This window comes from Pseudomonas sp. SDO5215_S409, assembly GCF_054071325.1.
This window is the reverse complement of sequence record NZ_JBSVWN010000077.1, coordinates 1-19,670: the sequence shown is the minus strand read 5'-3', so window position 1 is coordinate 19,670 and position 19,670 is coordinate 1. Positions and strand designations below refer to the sequence as shown.

17 protein-coding genes and 1 pseudogene are annotated in these 19,670 nt (G+C 56.3%); 12 read left to right on the top strand and 6 right to left on the bottom strand.

All coding sequences use genetic code 11. From position 1 onward, the window contains the following. The 7 genes from ACW9H9_RS26365 to ACW9H9_RS26335 all read left to right on the top strand — a co-directional run. The coding region (locus ACW9H9_RS26365; protein ID WP_457346239.1) for a hypothetical protein at positions 1-372 on the top strand (372 nt) is incomplete at its 5' end. Further along, entirely contained in the window at positions 373-1,713 is a 1,341-nt protein-coding gene (locus tag ACW9H9_RS26360; protein WP_457346238.1) for a VRR-NUC domain-containing protein, read from the top strand. A 10-nt stretch (positions 1,714-1,723) separates the two neighbouring features. Next, complete coding sequence (locus ACW9H9_RS26355) at positions 1,724-2,848, top strand: type VI immunity family protein (protein WP_457346237.1); 1,125 nt, start codon at positions 1,724-1,726, stop codon at positions 2,846-2,848. Between the two features lie 72 nt (positions 2,849-2,920). Next, entirely contained in the window at positions 2,921-3,835 is a 915-nt protein-coding gene (locus ACW9H9_RS26350; RefSeq protein ID WP_457346235.1) for a hypothetical protein, read from the top strand. Then, the gene (locus tag ACW9H9_RS26345; protein ID WP_457346234.1) at positions 3,792-4,778 is read left to right on the top strand and encodes a hypothetical protein; all 987 of its coding nucleotides are present in this window, start codon (positions 3,792-3,794) and stop codon (positions 4,776-4,778) included. Before ACW9H9_RS26350 ends, ACW9H9_RS26345 begins: the two co-directional genes overlap by 44 nt. 138 nt (positions 4,779-4,916) lie before the next feature. Further along, complete coding sequence (locus ACW9H9_RS26340; protein ID WP_457346233.1) at positions 4,917-5,723, top strand: PoNe immunity protein domain-containing protein; 807 nt, start codon at positions 4,917-4,919, stop codon at positions 5,721-5,723. 99 nt (positions 5,724-5,822) lie between these two features. Continuing rightward, positions 5,823-6,782 carry a DUF3396 domain-containing protein gene (locus ACW9H9_RS26335; RefSeq protein ID WP_457346232.1) on the top strand — a complete coding sequence of 320 codons (960 nt, stop codon included), beginning with the start codon at positions 5,823-5,825 and terminating at the stop codon, positions 6,780-6,782. A 29-nt stretch (positions 6,783-6,811) separates the two neighbouring features. On the opposite strand, the gene ACW9H9_RS26330 is transcribed toward ACW9H9_RS26335, so the two are convergent. From ACW9H9_RS26330 to ACW9H9_RS26315, 4 genes are read right to left on the bottom strand one after another with little or no spacing between them, the layout of a single operon-like run. Next, positions 6,812-7,660: an ABC transporter permease gene (locus ACW9H9_RS26330; RefSeq protein WP_457346231.1), complete on the bottom strand. Its 849-nt coding sequence runs from the start codon at positions 7,658-7,660 to the stop codon at positions 6,812-6,814. An 11-nt stretch (positions 7,661-7,671) separates the two neighbouring features. Beyond that, positions 7,672-8,523 (bottom strand): ABC transporter ATP-binding protein, encoded by an 852-nt coding sequence (locus ACW9H9_RS26325; protein ID WP_457346230.1) that lies wholly within the window; start codon positions 8,521-8,523, stop codon positions 7,672-7,674. A 1-nt stretch (position 8,524) separates the two neighbouring features. Next, on the bottom strand, positions 8,525-9,550 hold the full coding sequence (locus ACW9H9_RS26320; RefSeq protein WP_457346228.1) for an ABC transporter substrate-binding protein: 1,026 nt from the start codon (positions 9,548-9,550) through the stop codon (positions 8,525-8,527). 13 nt (positions 9,551-9,563) lie between these two features. Then, entirely contained in the window at positions 9,564-10,457 is an 894-nt protein-coding gene (locus ACW9H9_RS26315; RefSeq protein ID WP_457346227.1) for a TauD/TfdA dioxygenase family protein, read from the bottom strand. Positions 10,458-10,757: 300 nt separating this feature from the next. Between ACW9H9_RS26315 and ACW9H9_RS26310 the strand changes: the two genes are divergently transcribed. The 5 genes from ACW9H9_RS26310 to ACW9H9_RS26290 all read left to right on the top strand — a co-directional run bounded on the left by ACW9H9_RS26310 (position 10,758) and on the right by ACW9H9_RS26290 (position 17,463). Continuing rightward, the gene (locus ACW9H9_RS26310; RefSeq protein WP_457346226.1) at positions 10,758-11,468 is read left to right on the top strand and encodes a GntR family transcriptional regulator; all 711 of its coding nucleotides are present in this window, start codon (positions 10,758-10,760) and stop codon (positions 11,466-11,468) included. A gap of 431 nt (positions 11,469-11,899) precedes the next feature. Further along, on the top strand, positions 11,900-12,664 hold the full coding sequence (locus ACW9H9_RS26305) for a DUF3050 domain-containing protein (protein WP_457346225.1): 765 nt from the start codon (positions 11,900-11,902) through the stop codon (positions 12,662-12,664). Further along, entirely contained in the window at positions 12,661-13,608 is a 948-nt protein-coding gene (locus ACW9H9_RS26300; RefSeq protein ID WP_457346224.1) for a diiron oxygenase, read from the top strand. The genes ACW9H9_RS26305 and ACW9H9_RS26300 overlap by 4 nt, the downstream gene beginning before the upstream one ends. After that, positions 13,605-16,970 (top strand): amino acid adenylation domain-containing protein, encoded by a 3,366-nt coding sequence (locus tag ACW9H9_RS26295; RefSeq protein WP_457346222.1) that lies wholly within the window; start codon positions 13,605-13,607, stop codon positions 16,968-16,970. Before ACW9H9_RS26300 ends, ACW9H9_RS26295 begins: the two co-directional genes overlap by 4 nt. A 25-nt stretch (positions 16,971-16,995) precedes the next feature. Continuing rightward, complete coding sequence (locus ACW9H9_RS26290; RefSeq protein ID WP_457346221.1) at positions 16,996-17,463, top strand: SRPBCC family protein; 468 nt, start codon at positions 16,996-16,998, stop codon at positions 17,461-17,463. Here the strand turns inward: ACW9H9_RS26290 and ACW9H9_RS26285 are convergent, their stop codons facing one another. Both ACW9H9_RS26285 and ACW9H9_RS26280 read right to left on the bottom strand, forming a co-directional pair. Then, positions 17,464-18,249 carry a methyl-accepting chemotaxis protein gene (locus ACW9H9_RS26285; RefSeq protein ID WP_457346240.1) on the bottom strand — a complete coding sequence of 262 codons (786 nt, stop codon included), beginning with the start codon at positions 18,247-18,249 and terminating at the stop codon, positions 17,464-17,466. It lies immediately after the preceding gene. Positions 18,250-18,366: 117 nt separating this feature from the next. Continuing rightward, positions 18,367-19,344, bottom strand: a pseudogene (locus ACW9H9_RS26280) (cache domain-containing protein); the annotation flags it as partial. Positions 19,345-19,670: the final 326 nt, after the last annotated feature.

Below are 19,670 nucleotides of genomic sequence, written 5' to 3'. Positions count from 1 at the left end.
AAGCGTCTATGGCTCGGCTGTCGAAACATAGTGGCCTACTTCAGACCATCCCTAGCGGATAAGGACAAATTCGGCAAACTTCTTGAGAACGCTCCTCGCAGTCACAAGGCGCGCTACCTATTAATCAATGAGAAAACCAACGAACCAGCCGTAGGCACTCCCTACAGCCTGAAACTTGCCAGTGGCGCTCAGATTGCTGGGTACACCGATAACGAAGGTAAAACGTTTTTGGTACATACCGCAGAGCCGACGCAAGTTAGCCTGCTTACACCTGAGCGAAAAGTCGAACCTAGAAAAGTGTTGATAAAGGCAGGTGAAAGTGGACCGACAGAAATGACGATGGATTATCGAAACCCAACGGAGGGAGAATAAATGGCCATTATTCAGCCACCTCAAATACCAACTTCAAAAAATGAATGCAGCACAACTAGCGTTAAAGGCACCGTCACTATAGGTACTGTAGCCCCCCAAAATGAGGGCTACTTGATGGAGAAAGCAAACTATGCCGCACGGTTCCCTCGAGTCGCGATTAAAGCGTTGCGTAACGGCGGATTTACCGACGTCGAGCTAAAACAACTCGTCATGAGTGGATTGATAAAAGCAGATGAGTTTCGACATAATTTTCGCTGGGATTATAAGGCAGAAGTTAGTTTCGACATGTCGCGCAAAAAACCTATTCCGTTCCTCAGTACTTCTTGGATATTAAAGGATTCGAACCCCGATCCTGATCGACGTCATACAATGACCTTCTTTCCTAAAGGTCGAACGTCAGGGTTCCTCCGACGCCCCGACGTGATTATCGTAAAAAATCCTGAGGTTCGTTGGCCAGGAACAAAAAGCACCGATCATGATGGCAAATCCCACGACGATAACCTTGAGCGACTTGTCGAAGTAAAATTTCCAAATGATTTCCTATCTAGAGAGCAACGCCAAGACTACGAACGAATTGCTGGAACAAAACAACGCTTTGCTGTACTTGAAGTCAGTGACTGCCGTAATGACGAAGAACGTGAGCGAGACAGGGCGTACAACAAAGAACATAGGCCTACTGCTGCGAAAAATCCTTCAAAATGGCTGCCTGCGCTCCCTCCCTTGACGCCAGGCACCCCAACAAAACCAGCACCGTTGCCAGTTCCGGCTTACGGCCCTAAACCCTCGGCCCGGCCAGCGCACGTAGAAAAATGGACACAGCAGGTACAAATCGCTGTAGACAGTTTGTTAGAACAGGGTGCAAAAGGTATTAGAGAGCTGTCGCAAGAAGTTCAGAAGCATTTGCAAGACACTATTATCTGGCTCGAAAATAAGGGGAAGTGGGTACGTCACGAGACAAAAAAAACCTGGGAATGGATAAGCGAAACAAGCGGCCAAGTGATGCAATGGACCGACAATCAACTTCGCTCGATATGGCTAGAAGTAACGCGTTACACCGATCTAACTCTCGAAATGCTCAAAGAAATCAATTGGGCACAAGTGTTGATCGACCTGGGAATAGCCGTATCAGTTGTTGTGATAGTTATCGCTGTCGGCGCTGCGCTGGTCAGTGTAGGTGTTCCCGCAGCATTAGTGTCTGGATTATTGCTACTGATAAGGCTGGCCGCGCAAGCATGGTCAGTACTCGTAGCCATTCTGGGTACAGCGGGAACAGCAGTGACCGGTGCAGCCGCAAGTATGAGCGGCGCAATGATTGGAACCACCACGGCCATGGCTCATTGAGGAAATTAGTATGAATAATTTTAAAAAGCTTGCCGCAACGGCACCTGACCTTTCTTTTGAACTGGCCGACGGAACGTCTGTAGTCAAACTTGGACTGATTGCTACAATCTATTTTAAAGAAGGCTATACCACCGAAAAGAAAATTAAAGTAATGGAGTGCTTTCGAACCTTCTATAAAGAGTTTTCTTCTCACCTGAACGGTCAACTACGGAACAAATACGAAAAACTGTCATCCGACAAATTTGAAAAAACAGCGGCAACCATTTTAACTCTAGGTGGCAACGATCGTTATGAGTTACAGCTTACCAGCGCAAAAAGTACAAAAGAAGCCGAAAGCTATGGAATATCAACTTTAAATACTTACGAACTTCATGAAGACAGCGCTAGGTCCTACATAAAAATTGTATTACCTTGGAATACACTTGAAACAACGACAGGCCGTGCGCAATACAACACCTGGATAAAATATTTATGTGATCAAGTTGGGGCAGATCACGGCTATGGCGGTTTGTCTACCATTTTGCCATTCGACTACGACAGTTACATGCCCATTGAGTTTGAACTTGCACAAAAACACAGCGGTCTTGAAGTTGACTCAATGCCTCACAGCCTTTCGCTCGAGCTAATAGACTTTATAAAAGGGGTGAATTGGCAAACAATAATCAGTAACGACTTTATCGAAAAACTCGGCGGAAAAGATGCTTTGATTCTTGCGCTCAGCGGCCATAAAAATATTAGCTTAAGCCCATACAACGACGGTTTAATTATTCAAGCTGGGGATTTTCCTGAAGTTGGAATTGCAAACAACCACCTTCTGCCAGCCTACGTTGCAGTGAACAAAATTATCAAACCATTGAGAATCCCAAACCCGGATCAGCTTCACCAATACTCACCCTACGGAAATTGTTTTGAGGCGGAAAGTACTGCCAAATGGTACGCACGCTTTGATCAGGAGCCTTGTGAGGTGGATAGCCCCCCTAGAATTGAGGCCGGGCAACCTTGCACAAAACAAGGCTATTGGTTCACGCCGGCACAATCAAATTCCAGGCGCCACTTCAAACAAGGTGAAATCATGCCAAATTTTAGTGACTCGAACTGGGGCGATACACTTTGGTATTGGTCTGGCGAGGAATAAGCAAGAGCCAAGGATGGCTGCCTCAGGCTATCCCTACACGACTAAAAAACTTAAACATTAAGTGAAATCAAGATGGCAAACACCCAAGCCTCGCGCACAAAAACAATAAAGTCTTTTTGGGTATTACTTGCCTTTATTTTTCTCGCTGGGTGCAATGACAGCGGATCGAATACGGAAAAAACCATTTCTACTATCCAATTATCCATCAATACTTCTATTCAAGAAAACATTGACCATAGCGCGATAACATTTCCTAAAGACTGTATAAAAAAATTAAGCTTATGCTGGTATGAATTTAGCAAATCAGCAAACGAAAGTCTGCTCCCCGAGGTCGCCATAAAAACCGCTGCCAGCTCGCTCACTTTAAAGCAGGTCACTAATATAACAATGCTGATAGATAAGCGTATCGGAGAGGATGTAGAAGATATTAATATCAGCTTACAAGGACTTCCTGACAATACGACGCACGAAGAAAATATCGCTCAAATATCTGCCTTGCTTGCTGATATACGCGATGCCGGATGGACTCATTTTTTTATGCCTGAGGACCCTAGAATATCCGGCTCACAAGCTGACAAGATCGCCACACCCGCAACTGTATTAGGGCAATATGTCGGTAGCCACCCGTGGCTTGACCCAGACTATCAACTTGATCTTAAGCGCTGGCTTGAAATTGGCTCATTTTATAATTGGTATTTTTATAACAATGGTATTTACCTTCACCTGAAAGCATGGAAACGAGACGATGAGACGGCGCCTTCTGAAAAAGCGACCTACTTAACAAGCCTAGAATTTAAGTCGGAAAGAGCTTTTTGGACCACTGGCATTACCGATGAGAGTGATAGAACCAATTGGAAAAGCCTATTACCAAAACGCCTTGAAAATTACCGCGCTATAAGATTAGCAATAGAAACCAAAGCACGCGCCTCGGGAATTGAAATTGATGAAACTTATCAAGACCCGCCCATTCAGGCCCTCAAAAAATAGAACAACAACTATGTCAACAAGAGATATACATCATGTTTCAGGCAGCACACAGTTGATTAAATGGCTGTGGCTGGCCAGCGTGTTTGTTCTCCTTGCGGGCTGCAACAACAACGACTCAAGCACGGTCAATAGTTCAACACATATTGATCTTGCCCTTCACGCGCCTATCCAAGAAATCATCAAGCACAACAAAATCGCATTCTCTAAAGAGTGCATTAAAAGAATCAATATGTGCTGGTATAAATTTAATCGCTCAGCCAATGGAAAAAACCTCCCCTATGCGACCATAAAGAGCAATGAAACTACGCTCACGCTGCAAGATGTTACAAGTGTAACCATCGTCATCGATGGTCGTATGGGGCAAGAGGTAGAAAGCATCAACGTTAGTTTGAGAGGCCTGCCAGATAATAGCAGTCACGAACAAAATCGAGATTTCATTTATGAAGTAATCGAAACGCTTAAGTCGTCAGGTTGGAAACACTACTTCTCTCCAGCAGACCCGCGTATTTCGGGAGCTGAAGCCTCGAAAATAAGTACACCGAGGCGTGTATTAGGAGAGGTCGTATCGAGCCATCCCTGGTTAGATCCGGACTACAAGCCCGATATGGACAAATGGTTGCAAATAGGTATGTTCTACGCTTGGCATTTTTACAACAACGGCGCTCATTTGACGTTAAAAGCATGGCGTCAAAACTTCGAGCCAAATCCTACTCAACGTGGGACTTATTTAATTACAATGGAATTCAACACCGAACACGAATATTGGATGTCTGGATTTACTGAAACGAAAGAAAGAGCGCGTTGGAAAGAGCTTTTGCCAGAAGACTTAAAACAATACCACGCAAGGCGTCTCTTGCTAGAAGAAAAAGCACGCGCTGCCGGTATTGAAATTGATGAAGCTTATCAAGATCCGCCTATTCAATTTTTAAAAAACTCATATTGAACAACTGCAAAAAATTTCAACCCCAGTATGCTTCATGAGCGTCAATAGGCGCCTGACGAAAACGGTATGCTTAGCCCAAGAGATTTGCAGCACTCAGGACTTAGCAGGATGCCAAGCTAAATGCCTCCAGGGATTCATATGAATAAACGACAAATGTTACTCACGGACGAGAGGTATAATAATTTTCTTGCCTACAGTGAAGAGTTTAAAGTTTTCTGGAACACCCATCACTTTGAGTCTGATTCGCCTGAACAGGAAGCGTTGCTAAGGGCCACTCACTTTAAAAACTTCACTTTAAAGAAACTTTTTATGTTTTACACGGCCGGCCTGGAAATTTCTTCACTGGTTCCTCTGCTTGAAGAACTTGTATCACATTATGAGGAGCGTCAAACCAGACTTTCAGCTTTAGAAAAAATAAAAAACATTTCCCCACTTGCAATTGACGATTGGCTCGATGACTTTGAAGAGTGTATGCAGGTTTTTAGCCTGTGTATCCTGCTTCATAGAACTGACCTTCTAAAACGATTTGCAAAGCTGTTGGACGATGCCAATTATAAAGGCGAAGACACACTCTATGAAGATCTGCTACGTAAACGATTGCCTGATCGTGAAGACGTCGACGAGTGGTTTCACGACGTTTACACCCCATTGATCCAAGCGATATATGCTGATGACCAGCAGGAGGCATCACATCTGCTTAAGACGTATTGCCAACAATGGTATGCCGCGTTCAAGCAGTCCGCCTGGCACGACTCCCACTTGCAGGGAGATGATGGAAATTATTTTGGATACTGGGCTTTCGAGGCCGCGGCCATTGCATTTCTATATGAAATAGATGACCAGAAAATCAACCATTTTATTTATCCGAAGGATTTGGTCGAGTATGCTCGAAACCATACACCCGTCGAAGATTCGACAGATGGATGCATTGACTGGACAGGCTAATATTCCCCGTACGATACAGTGCCCTATAAGGAAGATAGCGCACGCCTGATTTCAAAATTTCAAGTTTGAGTAAGGCACATTAGAACGGAGCAAAAAGACATGAACACTCGTCAAATCGGAGCGCTAAAAAAGCTGGAAAAACAAGCACCGGCCCTCGAATTTGAACTGCCAGACGGCACTTCAGTTGTAAAGCTGGGCGTGATCATCACGCTGTACTTTAAAAAAGGTTATTGCGTTGAGACCAAACGCAAGGTGGACGAATGTTTTGCACACTTCTACCAGTCATTTCAGCCCCATTTAAAAACGATGTCCTATCGCCAATTCAAACCATTAACGGGCGCGGCTTTCAAGCGATCCCGGGAACAGGTATTGAAAACCGGCCCGAATGAGCAGTTCAGCTGGTTTTTAGGCAGTGCCGCTACGGCCCAAGAGGCTAATGACTATAGTTTGTCGATGCTTAACAGCTTTGAGTTTCACGGTGATAAAGAGCGTTCAATGCTGAAAATGGTACTGCCCTGGTCGCTCTTAAAAACGTCGGATGGAAGAGAAACCTATAAAAAATGGGTCTTGTATCTGTGCAATAAATTAGAGGCAGAGCATGGCTATGGCGGCCTCTCAACGGTATTGCCCTATGAGTACCACAGCTATATGCCTATCGAGTATGAGTTGGCACAGAAGTTTTCTGGGCTGGAGGTTGACTCGATGCCTCATGCCTCAGTGATCGAGCTGATTGACTCCATCAAAGGCGCCAACTGGTACACCGTCCTCGCAAACACCTTCGTCACCCGACTCGGCGGGGAAGCCAGTCTGCGTCACGCCTTGAGCGCCCACGACGATATCGAAATCCTCACCTACAACAACGGCCTGATTATCCGCGCGGGCGAGTACCCGGAACTCGGTGCCTTGGAAGACGGCCCGCCCGCCGCTTATGTCGCGGTGAATAACGTCATCAAACCCATACGCATTACCCACCCGGATCAACTGCACTGTGCTTCCCCCTATGGAACCTGCTTCGACCAAGACAGCACGCACCGCTGGTACGCCCGCTTCGACCGCTAGCGGCCTGCACCAGCCACCGGCAATGCAGCCTAACGCTGCATCCCCCAGCGTTTGACGGTCAGGCGCTCAAAAGTATCGAACACCAGGTTTTCCACCAGCAAGCCGATCAGGATCACCACGGCAAGCCCCGCGAAGACTTTGTCGGTGTAGAGCTCGTTGCGGTTTTGGAAGATGTACCAGCCCAGGCCGCCTTTGCCGCTGGTGGCGCCAAACACCAGTTCGGCGGCGATCAGGGTGCGCCAGGCGAATGCCCAGCCGATCTTGAGCCCGGCCAGGATCGACGGCAGCGCGGCGGGGATCAGGATGAACAGCACGAAGCGCATGCCCTTGAGGCCATAGTTGCGACCGGCCATGCGCAGGGTTTCCGAGACGCCGAGAAACCCTGAATAGGTGTTGAGCGCCAAGGCCCACAGCACCGAATGCACCAGCACGAAAATCAGGCTGTTCTGCCCCAGGCCAAACCACAGCAGCGCCAGCGGCAGTAATGCGATGGCGGGCAGCGGGTTAAACATGGAGGTCAGGGTGCTGAGCAGGTCGCGGCCCAGTTGGGTGGACACCGCAAGTGTGGTGAGGGCAAACGCCAGCACGATGCCGACCAGGTAGCCTTTGATCAGCACTGCCAGCGAGATGCTGACTTTGCTCAGCAATTCGCCGCTGAGCATGCCGTCGTAGAAGGCCTGCAGCGTTTGTAAAAAGCTTGGCAACAACAGGTCATTATTTTGATAGCGCGCAGCGGCTTCCCACAGGATCGCGAGCACGATCAGGATCACGCTCTTGCGCAACCAACCTTGCTGCCACAGGCGCTGGCGCAGTGGCAGTTCGCGTTCCACGCGCACGCCGGGCAAGGGTTGCAGCGTTATTTCGTATTCCTGGCGCATGGCACCCTTCCTCAATAAGCAATACGGATGTCGGCAAAACCCAGTTCGGTTTCGGCCTCGGGTGCTTCATCGAACAACAGCCGGTGAATGCGCCGCGCCGAGGCCTGGAAGTCCACGCCGCCCAGGCTGTGCAGGTCGTATTGGTGGCTGTGGACTTCTGCCCGCACGCGCCCGGGATGGGGCGACAGCAACAGGATGCGGTTGCCGACCACCAGCGCTTCTTCGATGGAGTGGGTGACAAACAACAGGGTGAAACGCACCTCTTCCCAGAGCAGCAACAGCTCCTCCTGCATCTTGCGCCGGGTGAGGGCGTCGAGGGCGGCGAAGGGTTCGTCCATCAACAGGATTTTGGGCTGCATGGCCAACGCGCGGGCAATGGCCACACGGGCTTTCATGCCGCCCGAGAGGGTGTGCGGGTAGGCGTCGGCAAAGGCGCTCAGGCCGACTTTTTCCAGGTAGTGCAGCGCCCGCTCTTCGGCGTCGCGGCGCTTGAGGGTGTTGGACGCCAGCAGCGGGAACATGACGTTTTGCTTGACGGTTTTCCACGGCGGCAACTGGTCGAATTCCTGGAACACCACAATACGGTCGGGCCCCGGCTGATCGACTTTCTGCCCTTGCAGGCGGATCTCGCCCTCCACGGGTTTGATAAAGCCGGCGATGGATTTGAGCAAAGTGGATTTGCCGCAGCCCGACGGCCCCAGCAGTACAAAACGGTCGGCCGGGTCGATCTCGAAACTGACCTGGTGGGTGGCCCGCACCACGCGCTCGGGGGTGCGGTATTCCAGGCTGACGTTGTCCACCGCCAGCAAGGCTTGCGCGGTGTTCGGGTTGCTGGCCGTGTGGCCTTGCAAGGGCGCGTTCATGTCAGCTCCCTTGCAGTGGCTTGGCATCCTGGAAGAAGTAGTCCTTCCACGATTGCGGTTTGTTTTTTATCGCACCAACGCGGTAGAGGAACTCTGCCAGGGGGTAGGTGTTTTTCGGCGTGATGCTGAACTCGAACTGCGGGTTGTCGATGATTTTCAGCAACTCGGCGCGGTCGATCTTGGCCTTGGTCACGCGGATATAGGTGTCGGCGGCGGCGGCCTTGTCGTTTTGGGCGAACTGCGCCGCTTCCGTCAGCGCTTGAATGAAGGCGTGATAGGTCTTGGGGTTTTCGTTACGAAACTTCTCGGTGGCAAACAACACGGTCGGTGAGTTCGGGCCCAACACGTCGTAGGAATTAAGCACCACGTGCACGTTCGGGTTGGCCAGCGCCTGTTCCTGGAACGGTGGGTTGGAGAAGTGCGCGTTCAGCTCGGTGCCACCGGCCAGCAGGGCAGCGGTGGCGTCCGGGTGCGGGACGGCGACGGTGTATTTGTCGAGGCGGTTGAATTCCTTGTCGCCCCACTGCTTGGCCGCGGCCAATTGCAGGAAGCGCGACTGCACCGACACGCCTACCGCCGGCACGGCGATGCGGTCTTTTTCGGTGAAGTCCGCGATCGTTTTCACGTTGGGGTTGTTGCTCACCAGGTAGTAGGGGAAGTTACCGAGGGAGGCCACCGCTTTCACGTTTTGCTTGCCGTGGGTGCGGTCCCAGATGGTCAGCAACGGGCCGACGCCCGCCCCGGCGATGTCGATGGAGCCGGACAGCAACGCGTCATTGATCGCCGCGCCGCCAGAGAGTTGGGTCCAGTCCACCTTGATGTCCACGCCCTCCTGCTTGCCGTATTTTTCGATCAGGTTCTGGTCGCGCACCACGTTGAGCAGCAGGTAAACAATGCCGAACTGTTCGGCGATGCGGATCTGGCCTTCGGCCTGCGCGGCGGCAGGCACAACCAGGCTACCGGCCAGCAGGCTGACGCCCAGGCCGACGGTCGCCGCCAGCCGGGCGAATGGGATCTTTTTGAACATGACAGTGCTCCGGTCAGAAAGGCGCGTCGCCCTGGATGGTGGTGCGGTACAACTTGCGCCGCAGGTGGCTGGGGCAGCCCGCCGCCAGGTGGATCAGCGAACGGTTGTCCCAGAACACCAGGTCGTGGGGTTGCCAGTGGTGGCGGTAGATGTTTTGCGTCAGCACGCTGTGGGCGTAGAGCTGGGCGAGCAGGTCGCGGCTTTCGTCTTCGGGCAGGCCGACGATGCGGGTGGTGAAACCTTCGCTGACAAACAATGCCTTGCGCCCGTTTTCTGGGTGAGTGCGCACGATGGGGTGCACCACTTCGGCCACTTGGGCCAATTGTTCGGGCGTGAGGGTGGGGCGCCAATTGCCTTCGAATTTGGTTTCGCTGTAACGCGCCGTGTAGGAATGCGCGGCGCTGCGGCCCTCGACGGCGCTGCGCAAGTGCTCGGGCAATTGGTCCCAGGCTTTGTGCATGTCGGCAAACAAGGTGTCGCCACCTTCGGACGGCAGCTCCTGGGCGTGGAGCATCGAACCCAGGCTGGGCAGTTCTTTATAGGAAAGGTCCGAGTGCCAGAACTTGCCCGCATCCCCAAGGCCGATGGATTGGCCGTTTTCGATGATGTTGGAAACGATGAGGATTTCCGGGTGATTGGCCAGCAAGAACTGCTTGAGCACGTGGATCTGCAGCACGCCAAAGCGGCGGCTGAAGGCGATCTGCTGCTCGGGGGTGATGCGCTGGTCGCGAAACACCACCACATGGTGGTCCAGGTGGGCGCGGTGGATGCGGGAAAAGTCCTGGTCGTTGACCGGAAGGGACAGGTCCAGGCCGATGATTTCGGCGCCCACGCTGCCAGGCAAAGGCCGGACCTCAAAGGACTGGGCGGTAGGGTTCGCTGTTGGAACAGTAGAGGTGGCAGACATGGGGGCACTCCCGGCGGACGGTCAGGCGGATGACTTTATAGCTATAAGAAGGGAGCCTTAAATACCGTTAGTGAATATCCATATGCAGCAAAACACGCCTGCCGGGGGAATGTGCGGAATAAAACGTCGGCATTAAGCGTTCAACTTGTAAGACACCCTAAAGGGGCAATGTGGGGCGCGGGAAGACGTTGTTGAACCGCTTACAAGCCGAAACCTTGCCTGTTTGACAAGCTTGTATCCAGTCTCTAGTGTTCTTTGGATCCAATTAACCCCCACTCTAATAAGGAGGAGAGCGTAGCCGTGACGCCGAAGCCAAACCCCTTGCACAGTATCCAGATCAGCGGGCCCATTCCGGCCCATCTGGCACGCTCCGTAATCGAAGAAACCTTGCGCAATGCCATCCTCGATGGTCGCCTGCCGTGTGGCACGGCCATGCGCCAGCAAGAGCTGGCCAGCTTGTTCGGGGTCAGCCGCATGCCCGTGCGCGAGGCCCTGCGCCAGCTGGAAGCCCAGTCGCTGCTGCACGTGGTGACCCACAAGGGCGCGGTGGTTGCACCGCTGATCGAAGACCATTCGGCCGAAACCTACGCGTTGCGCATTCTGTTGGAGTCTGAAGCGTTGCGCCTGTCGATCCCGCTGCTCACCGAGGACGACATCGCCCAGGCAGGTCGCTTTATCGATGCGCTGGAATGCGAAAGCGACTACCGCGAAATTGGTCGGCTTAACCGCCTGTTTCACATGACGCTGTACGGCAAGGCCGGTAACCAGCGCTTGTTGAACCTGGTGGAGCACGGCTTGAACGAAGAGGAGCGTTTCCTGCGCTTTAACCTGGAAGCCATGGGCCTGGGCCAGACCTCCCAGGAAGACCACCGTGAGCTGCTGAACCTGGTGGCGCACAAGCAGGTGGAGGTGAGCATCCTGACCTTGCGCAATCACCTGACGCGCGGGATGGAAGTGATCACCGCTTACCTCAAGCGCCTGGAACAGGCTGAAGAAAAAAGCCCGATGTAGATTTTCCAGGGAACCGCCCCCGCCCCTGCGACCACAAAGCGCTGCGCAACCCGTTTGGCCATGGAGCCCCGTACCGGGCTTTTCAACAGAGGCGTGTTTACAACGACACTCGCCTGAGCCACTCGCGCAGCAGTATTAGAACTACCGGAATAAAAGAAACTTCTTACATATAACGAGGTAACAAACCCCTATTTATTGATATACCGGCCAACCGTATAAAACCATAAGTGGCCAGATGTAACTTCACGCACGCTTTGCCAACACTTCAACTCTTCCAATCGACAGCGTCTCTTTTCAATTCAACTCTGGCGCGCCGTCCGTGCGCGCAGGCGTCACCGAGGTATTCACACCGCGGTCGTCCGCCATTGTTCAGTGATGTTTAAGCACTTCGTGTTTATCAGGGAAGACACTTCAACTTATAGGCATTCACTATGCGACAACACGCCCTTTTGCTTAATCAAAAAAAGCAGCAGCTGCATCATCACCCGCTCTTTTTGGAAATAAACACCGCCACTCAATTGCAACACTTTATGCAAAACCATGTGTTTGCCGTCTGGGACTTCATGACCCTGACCAAACGCCTGCAACGCGACCTTACCGGCACTCGCCTGCCCTGGCTGCCACCGGTGGACCCGCAGGCCGCGCGCCTGATCAACGAAATCGTGCTGGGCGAAGAGTCGGACGCGCACCCGCGCCACGGCCATTGCAGCCACTTTGAGCTGTATGTGGAGGCGATGCGTGAAGTGGGCGCCGACACCACGGCCATCGACACGTTTATCGCGCTGCAACGCCAGGGCGTCGAGGCGCAGGCGGCCCTGGCCCAGGTGCACGTGCACCCGGCCGTGGCCCGTTTTGTCAGCGCCACGCTGCACGTGGCGTTGAACGCACCGACACACTGTGTGGCCGCCGCTTTTCTGCACGGGCGCGAAAGTGTTATCCCGGCGATGTTCCAACGCATTCTCGACGATTGCCCGTTGATTCATCACCAGGCGCCGACCCTGCGCGGCTACCTGGTGCGCCACATTGAAGTGGACGCCCAGGACCACGGCCCCGCGGCCGAACACTTGCTGCAACGCCTGACCCGGGCGGACCCGGCCCGCGAGCAGCAAGCCGCCCTCGCCGCCCTGGCCGCCGTGCAGAGCCGGCTGACCCTGTGGGACGCCCTGCGCCAGCGCCAACCGGAGGCCTGCGCATGAACCCTGCCGACTACCGCTCGCTGGCCGACGACTGGGAACGCCGCGCGACAATCCGCACCCGCCCACGTCGATGGCTGGAGCACGACGAAAAACTGATCTACCCGCTGAGCCGCCAACCGCTTGTGCTCAGCGCACCGTTTATCGAGCACTGCGCGCAATGGCGCGATCTGGTGTTGTTACAGACCTTTTACAAGTTCCTCAACGACGTGGTGATCTTTGAAACCGAAATCGTCGTGCACACCGCCCGCCGCATCGCCAATAACCGTTTTGCGGTGCCCTTCCCGCCCGCCTGCCGCTACGACGCGATGACCGTGGTGGTGGACGAGGACTACCACGCCCTGGTGGCCCTGGACTTCATGCAGCAGGCCTGGGCCACCACCGGCATCGCGCCGCTGGCGCTGCCGGGGCAGATCGAATTGAGCCACGCCCTGCCCACCGCGCTGGCCCTGGCCCCCGAGCACCTGCGCGACGCTGTGGAGTTGATCGCCGTGGCCATTGCCGAAAACACCGTGACCCGCGAGGTGGCCGCGTTTGCCAAGGACGACAGCGTCAAGGCCTCGGTGCGGGGGCTGATGGCCGATCACTTGCTCGACGAGGGCCGTCACGCCACGTTCTGGACACACCTGGTACGGATTTACTGGCACAGCGCAAACGAGGAAGACCGCGCGTGCATCGCGCAGATCCTGCCGGTGTTCCTGCGCCACTACCTGACCCACGCGCTGCAAAAAAACTTTGACCTGCACCTGATCGACCACTTGGACGTGAGTACGCACATCCGCCAGGCACTGCGTGCGCAGGTGCAGGCCATGGACTTTCCGATCACCGGCCAGCACCCGTTGCTGGGCAATATCCTGAGCTTTTTGCAACACAGCGGGCTGTTGCAGACGCCCAGCGTCAGCCAGGCGCTGGCCGGGTTTTTGCCCACGCCGCAGGCTCACTCATGAAGCGCTTGACGATTGCGCTGGTGGGTCACAGCCGGGCGCTGGATGACGTGAGGCAGGCACTGGCCCCCTGCGGGCATGTGTTGACGGAGGATGGCGCAGGCGCCGAGCTGTTGATAGATGACGCGAGCCTGGAGCCGCCGACAGGGCCGGCTGTGTTGCTGCGTATACGCGTGGCTGTCGGGCCGCCGGATGACACCGGGCTGCCGCGCTTGCAACTGCGCGCTTACACCGGGCACCTCTTCGCCACCCTGGACATTGCCCCCCAGCCCTGTGGCAATGGCCAGCGCTTGCGTCGGCAGGCGCTGAATAGTTTGGTGGAATGGGTGCAGTTGCATGTCAGTGGTTTCGCGCGGGACGCCGGGTATTTTTCGGCACGCGCGGTGGCCAATGCCGATCCCGAATACGGCCTGCACGCGCTTGAGCCTCTGGCGTACCAGCATCGACATAACCGCACCGCCGACCCGGCCCTGCTGGAATACGCCCGGGTGCCGATGATCGAGCGGCTGCAACACAGCGTGAAGGTGTTTGCCGAACGCCCGGCGTTGAATCTGGCTGGTCAGGTGCACAGTTACCGTCAACTGCATGAGCAAAGCCTGGCGGTCCAGCAGCACCTGGCACCGCTGTTGGCGGGGGCCACTGCGCCAGTCGTCGCGGTGTGCCTGGACAAGTCGCTGGCGCTGTATGCCGGCATTCTGGCGGTGCTGGGCTGCGGCGCGGTGTACCTGCCGCTGGAACCAGGGCACCCCGCCGAACGCCAGCGCGTCATGCTGGAAAATGCCGGCGTCACGCTGTTGCTCGATGATGGCCGCCACCCCTTGCGTGACCACATCGCCACACTGGATATCAGCGCCATCGCCCCGCTGCCCGTCGGCGATCAACCGCTGATGCGCGTGCGTCCATCTCCAAACGCTCCGTGTATGGCGTTGCACACGTCCGGCACCACCGGCCAGCCCAAGGGCGTGCTGCTCAGCCAGCACAACCTGGCCCATTTTTGCGGCTGGCTCGGCGCCCATGTGGCATTGGACGAACGCAGCCGTGTGCTGCAATTTTCGCCACTGAGTTTTGACTCGGCACTGATCGACCTCTTCCCCACACTGATCGCCGGGGCCGCGTTGATCGTGCCCAGCCAGGCGCAGCGGCGCGACCCGCAGCAGCTGCTGGACCTGCTGCGCGAGCAGCGCGTGAGTCACGGTTTTTTGCCCCCGGCGCTGTTGAGCATCCTGCCGCCGGATCAACCGCTGAGCCTCACCCATGTGCTGACCGGCGGCGAGGCGTGCGAACCCCACGTCATCAGGCGCCTTGCCGGGCAGTGCCGCTTGCACAACCTCTATGGGCCCACCGAGGCCACCGTGCTGGTCACCTGCAAAACCTGGCAGGCCACAGACCACAATCACAACGTGGGCACGCCCATCGCCAACAGCCAGGTGCTGATCCTCGATGAGGCCTTGCAGCCCGTAGAGAACGGTGTGGTGGGCGAACTGTACCTGGTGGGCCCGGGCGTCGGGCTGGGGTATATCAACCTGGCGCAGCACACCGCGCGATATTACGTAGAACTGGCGCTGCCCGCTGGCGAGACGGTGCGGGCCTACCGCAGCGGCGATCTGGCGAAGTGGACAACCGACGGCATCGAGCTGGCCGGGCGCCGGGACCGGCAGGTGAAGATTCGGGGGTTTCGCGTGGAGCCGCAGGAGATCGAGCATTGCCTGCAGCGCAGCCGGTTGTTTAGGCAAGTGGCGGTGGTGATCGACCCGCAGCGGCGCGTCCTGGCCTTTGTCGCCCATCCCGAGCCCCAGGCGAGCCTGGCGCTGCTCACCCAACACACCCGGCAGGCCTTGCCGGACTACCTGCAGCCCAGCGTCTACACGGAGTTGCTCGACCTGCCGCTCGCCCGCAGCGGCAAGATCGACCGTGCGGCCTTGCTGGCCTTGCCCGTTCAGCCCCCACCGTGCCCGGCGGCGCAGCGGCCCCAAACGCCGGTGCAGGCGCAGCTGCTGGCGCTGTGGAGCACGTTGCTGGAGGTGCCGGTGGCGCAGTTGTCCATCGATGACAGCTTCTTCAACCTCGGCGGCCACTCCATTTTGTTATCGAGCCTGCTGTTGCGCATTCACGAGCAATTCGGTCGCAGCCTTGCCCTCAATCGCTTTTTTGAAGCGCCTACCGTGCGCACGCTGGCCGCCCTGCTGGGCGATACCGCACCCGCCGCCGCGCCGAACGGCCAGGCCGCTCGCGATGCGCTGCGCGAGGTTAAGTTAGAGGTGCTGCCGCCCGACCAGGCGGGCGACCGGCGTAAGGTGATCGTGACGGGCGCCAACAGTTTTGTCGGCGTGCATTTGGTGGAGGCTTTGCTGGCCGGTGGCGCACAGGAAGTGGCGTGCCTGGTGCGTGACCAGCCCGGGCAACCCGCCGCGGCGCGCTTTGCTGCAGCGCTGAGCGCGTACCGCCTGGAGCATCTGGACATGAGCCGGGTGCGCGTCTATGCCGCGGACCTGCGCCAGCCGCGCTTGGGTTTGGCCGATGCGGTGTATGAACGGCTGGCTGAGGGGTTTGGTGTGTTGGTGCACAACGCCGCTCACGTCAACCATGTGCTGGATTACGCCACCTTGGCGGCGGACAACGTCGAGCCGATCCATGCGTGTTTGCAGCTGTGCGAAACGCGGCGCAAGAAGGTGTTCAATTTCATCTCGACCTTGTCGGCCGCCAGCACACGCGACGCTTGCGGCCAGGTGCTGGAAGCCCCCGCCGCCCCGACGCCGCCGCTCTACCTGCAAAACGGCTACAACTTGTCTAAATGGGTGGCCGAACGCCTGCTGGGGCGTGCGGTGCAGCACGGCAGTTGGGTGAATATCCATCGCCCGGGAAATATCAGTTTCAACAGCCGAAACGGCGTCTGTGAGCCTCAGAAAAATCGCCTGATGCTGATGATCAAGGGCTCGTTGCAGTTGCAGGTGGTGCCGCGCCTGTCACTCAACTTTGACTTGATGCCGGTGGACTTTCTCGCCCGTTTCATTGCCTTCCACTGCACCCACTACCGCGCCGGGCAGCACGTGTTCAACCTGCATAACCCGCAGCCGCTGAGCTGGGAAGGTTACGTCGAGGCGTTTCGCCGCGCAGGTCATGCCTTTGAGTGGGTGAGCGTTGCTCAATGGCAGACGCACCTGCATCGGGTAGACCGCCACAACGCGTTGTTCGGCGTGCTGGGGTTTTACCTAGACGGCGTTGGCGAAGACATCGGCGACACCTCGCTGATTCGCCACGACAACGCACGGCGCGGCCTTGAACACATGGGCGCGCATTACCCACAAAAGGACCCCGCGCTGTTGCGCCTGGGGTGCGAGTACCTCATGGCCATCGGTTTTTTGTGAACGGGGCCGTCCTCAAGGAGACTTTATGAAACCCGATACGTTAATCCGCAATCCCGTCGCAAAACCGGTGGTGGCCTCGGTGGTGGTGGCCGCCGGGGCTCGTCGGGCGTGGGCGTTAGTAGGGCATTTCGCAGGGTTTGATGCGTTCATTCCTGCCCTCTCGCACATCGAAATGACTGGCGCAGGTGTAGGCGCCTTGCGCACCAAGTTTTTCCGCGATGGCCACCTTGTGGTGGAACAGCTGAACAGCCGCGATGAACACACCCTGCAGATGACCTGGACGTTGATCTATACCACGCTGGGCATTGCCCGGTTATGGGCGGCGATGCAGGTGGAGCCGCTGGGGCCTGACCGCTCACGGGTGACGTGGCGCATCATCGCCGAGCCTGTCGGGGAGGATGCGCAGGGGTTTGAGCAATTTGTGCAGGGGTTTGCCGATGACGCACTGGAGAACGTGCGCCTTCGACTTGTGCCGGCGGTCTTTGAAGCCTGATCAGATCTTGAAGCTGTCGACCAACTGCTTTAAACGGTTGGCTTGTTGGGACAGCGCACCGCAGTCTTTCAACGTTTCGTTGAGGTTGGCCACGCCCTGCTGATTCAGCAGGTTGATCTGGTTGATGTCGACATTGAGGGTTTCAACGACGGCCGTCTGTTCTTCGGTGGCGGCCGCTACCGACTGGGTCATGCCGTCGATCTCGACGATGCGCTGGGTCACGCTGCCCAGGCGTTCACCGGCCTGGTTGGCGACCTCGACACTTTCTTCGCTGGAGAGCTGGCTGGCGTTCATCGTGGCCACGGCCTCGCGCGAGCCGATCTGCAGCGACGTGATCATTTTGTGGATCTCTTCTGCCGACTCCTGGGTGCGGTGAGCCAGGTTGCGTACCTCGTCGGCCACCACCGCAAACCCGCGCCCGGCTTCACCGGCACGGGCCGCTTCAATGGCGGCGTTGAGGGCCAGCAGGTTGGTTTGCTGGGAGATGCCTTTGATCACGTCGAGGATGTGGCCAATGTTGTCGGTGCTGGCGTTCAGGGTTTCGATCTGGGCACAGGACTGGCTGATTTTTTGTGAAAGGTCCGACAGGGCAAGGATGGTGTGTTCCACCACTTTGCGGCCCTCGTCCGCCTGCCCGCTGGCACCACTGGCGTGCTGAGAGGCGTCAGCGGCGTTACGGGCGATCTCTTGGGTGGCAGCCCCCAGCTCGTTGATGGCGGCGGCCACGCTGTTGGTGCGCGCGCTTTGTTCGTCGGAACCTGTGATCGAGGCATTGGAGGAGCTCATCACGCGTTGGGACAGGTCATGCACCTGACGGGTCGCCGAGGACACTTCGGCAATCGATGCATGAATACGCTCCACGAACTGGTTGAAAGCGCTGCCCAGCTCACCGAATTCATCCTTGCTTTGCACCGTCAGGCGGCGGGTCAGGTCGCCTTCGCCTTGCGCGATGTCCTGCATGGCTCGGCCCATGGTGGTGAGGGGGCGCATCAACACTTGGATCAGCAGGCTCAAGAGCACGGCAATCACGGCCACGGCGACAAACATGGCGATGAGTGCAGAGGTGCGGAAAGCGCTCAGGGGTGCGTAGGCTTTTTCCTGGTCGATCGACAGGCCGATGTACCAGTCAGCACCCGGTAAACCGTTGATCGGGGTGAACGACAAGATGCGGTCCTGACCATTGAGAACGACGTGCTGGCTGACCTTCTCGATGCGCAGCGCGGTGCCTGGGTAGATGTCCTTGAGGTTTTTCATCACCTGATCCTGGTCCGGGCTGACGATCACCTGGCCGTCTCCGCTGACCAGGAACGCATGGCCAACGCCGCCGAAATCGACCGAGTTGATGATCTTCACCAGGCTTTGCAGGCTCAGGTCACCGCCCACCACACCGAGCAGTTCGCCGTTTTTCTTGACGGGCAGGGCGATGGTCACGATCTGGCCACCCACCGCGGCCATGTAAGGCGGGGTGAGTGTGGTCTTGTCGGCGGCGACGGCTTGTTTGTACCAGGGGCGCTGACGCGGGTCATAGCCGTCGGGCATTTTTGCATCGGGTCGTTGGGTGAATACGCCGTTTGTTGAGCCGACATAGGTGAACTGGAAGTTGGAGGTAAACGCGGGCTGATCGACCAGCCCAGCCAGGTCGGCGGCGCGGCCTTGATGGGCCACATTTTGCGCCAGGCTTTCGAGCACCAGTACCCGGCCGCTGAGCCAGTTCTGCACGCTGCTGGCGGTGAGGTCACCGGACTGCTCGATGGATGACTCCAGGTTTTGTGTGAGGGTGTTGCGCTGCAGGTAATCGTTGTAAAGCGTGAACAACGCGAAGGCCAGAACCACGACGCCTGACGCGGCCAACAGAATTTTATGGCTGAACTTGAGATTCATTTCATCGACTTCTTTTGCCAAAGGGGGTGAGCGTGCCGGATGCAACATTCCATGTAACGGTAGAGGCAGGTACGTTGACTGCTCTATTTCGGTGCACGCAAAGCTCGTCAGGCTGTCGGCCATTAGCGGAGAAATTTTAGAAATTTGTGAGGGGCGTCTGCTTTTGGCGCACGAAACTGACCAACGGTCGCTGCCAGGCTACCGTCGACGATTGAGGCGCCCTAAACGACAAAACCCCTGTTTGCGTTAGCAAACAGGGGTTTCGGAATTGAATCTTGACGATGACCTACTCTCACATGGGGAAACCCCACACTACCATCGGCGAT

Coding starts and splice junctions, on each gene's coding strand:
- ACW9H9_RS26360 (WP_457346238.1), top strand. CDS start 373: ATGGCCATTATTCAGCCACCTCAAATACCAACTTCAAAAAATGAATGC.
- ACW9H9_RS26355 (WP_457346237.1), top strand. CDS start 1,724: ATGAATAATTTTAAAAAGCTTGCCGCAACGGCACCTGACCTTTCTTTT.
- ACW9H9_RS26350 (WP_457346235.1), top strand. CDS start 2,921: ATGGCAAACACCCAAGCCTCGCGCACAAAAACAATAAAGTCTTTTTGG.
- ACW9H9_RS26345 (WP_457346234.1), top strand. CDS start 3,792: ATGAAACTTATCAAGACCCGCCCATTCAGGCCCTCAAAAAATAGAACA.
- ACW9H9_RS26340 (WP_457346233.1), top strand. CDS start 4,917: ATGAATAAACGACAAATGTTACTCACGGACGAGAGGTATAATAATTTT.
- ACW9H9_RS26335 (WP_457346232.1), top strand. CDS start 5,823: ATGAACACTCGTCAAATCGGAGCGCTAAAAAAGCTGGAAAAACAAGCA.
- ACW9H9_RS26330 (WP_457346231.1), bottom strand. CDS start 7,660: ATGCGCCAGGAATACGAAATAACGCTGCAACCCTTGCCCGGCGTGCGC.
- ACW9H9_RS26325 (WP_457346230.1), bottom strand. CDS start 8,523: ATGAACGCGCCCTTGCAAGGCCACACGGCCAGCAACCCGAACACCGCG.
- ACW9H9_RS26320 (WP_457346228.1), bottom strand. CDS start 9,550: ATGTTCAAAAAGATCCCATTCGCCCGGCTGGCGGCGACCGTCGGCCTG.
- ACW9H9_RS26315 (WP_457346227.1), bottom strand. CDS start 10,457: ATGTCTGCCACCTCTACTGTTCCAACAGCGAACCCTACCGCCCAGTCC.
- ACW9H9_RS26305 (WP_457346225.1), top strand. CDS start 11,900: ATGCGACAACACGCCCTTTTGCTTAATCAAAAAAAGCAGCAGCTGCAT.
- ACW9H9_RS26300 (WP_457346224.1), top strand. CDS start 12,661: ATGAACCCTGCCGACTACCGCTCGCTGGCCGACGACTGGGAACGCCGC.
- ACW9H9_RS26295 (WP_457346222.1), top strand. CDS start 13,605: ATGAAGCGCTTGACGATTGCGCTGGTGGGTCACAGCCGGGCGCTGGAT.
- ACW9H9_RS26290 (WP_457346221.1), top strand. CDS start 16,996: ATGAAACCCGATACGTTAATCCGCAATCCCGTCGCAAAACCGGTGGTG.
- ACW9H9_RS26285 (WP_457346240.1), bottom strand. CDS start 18,249: ATGAGCTCCTCCAATGCCTCGATCACAGGTTCCGACGAACAAAGCGCG.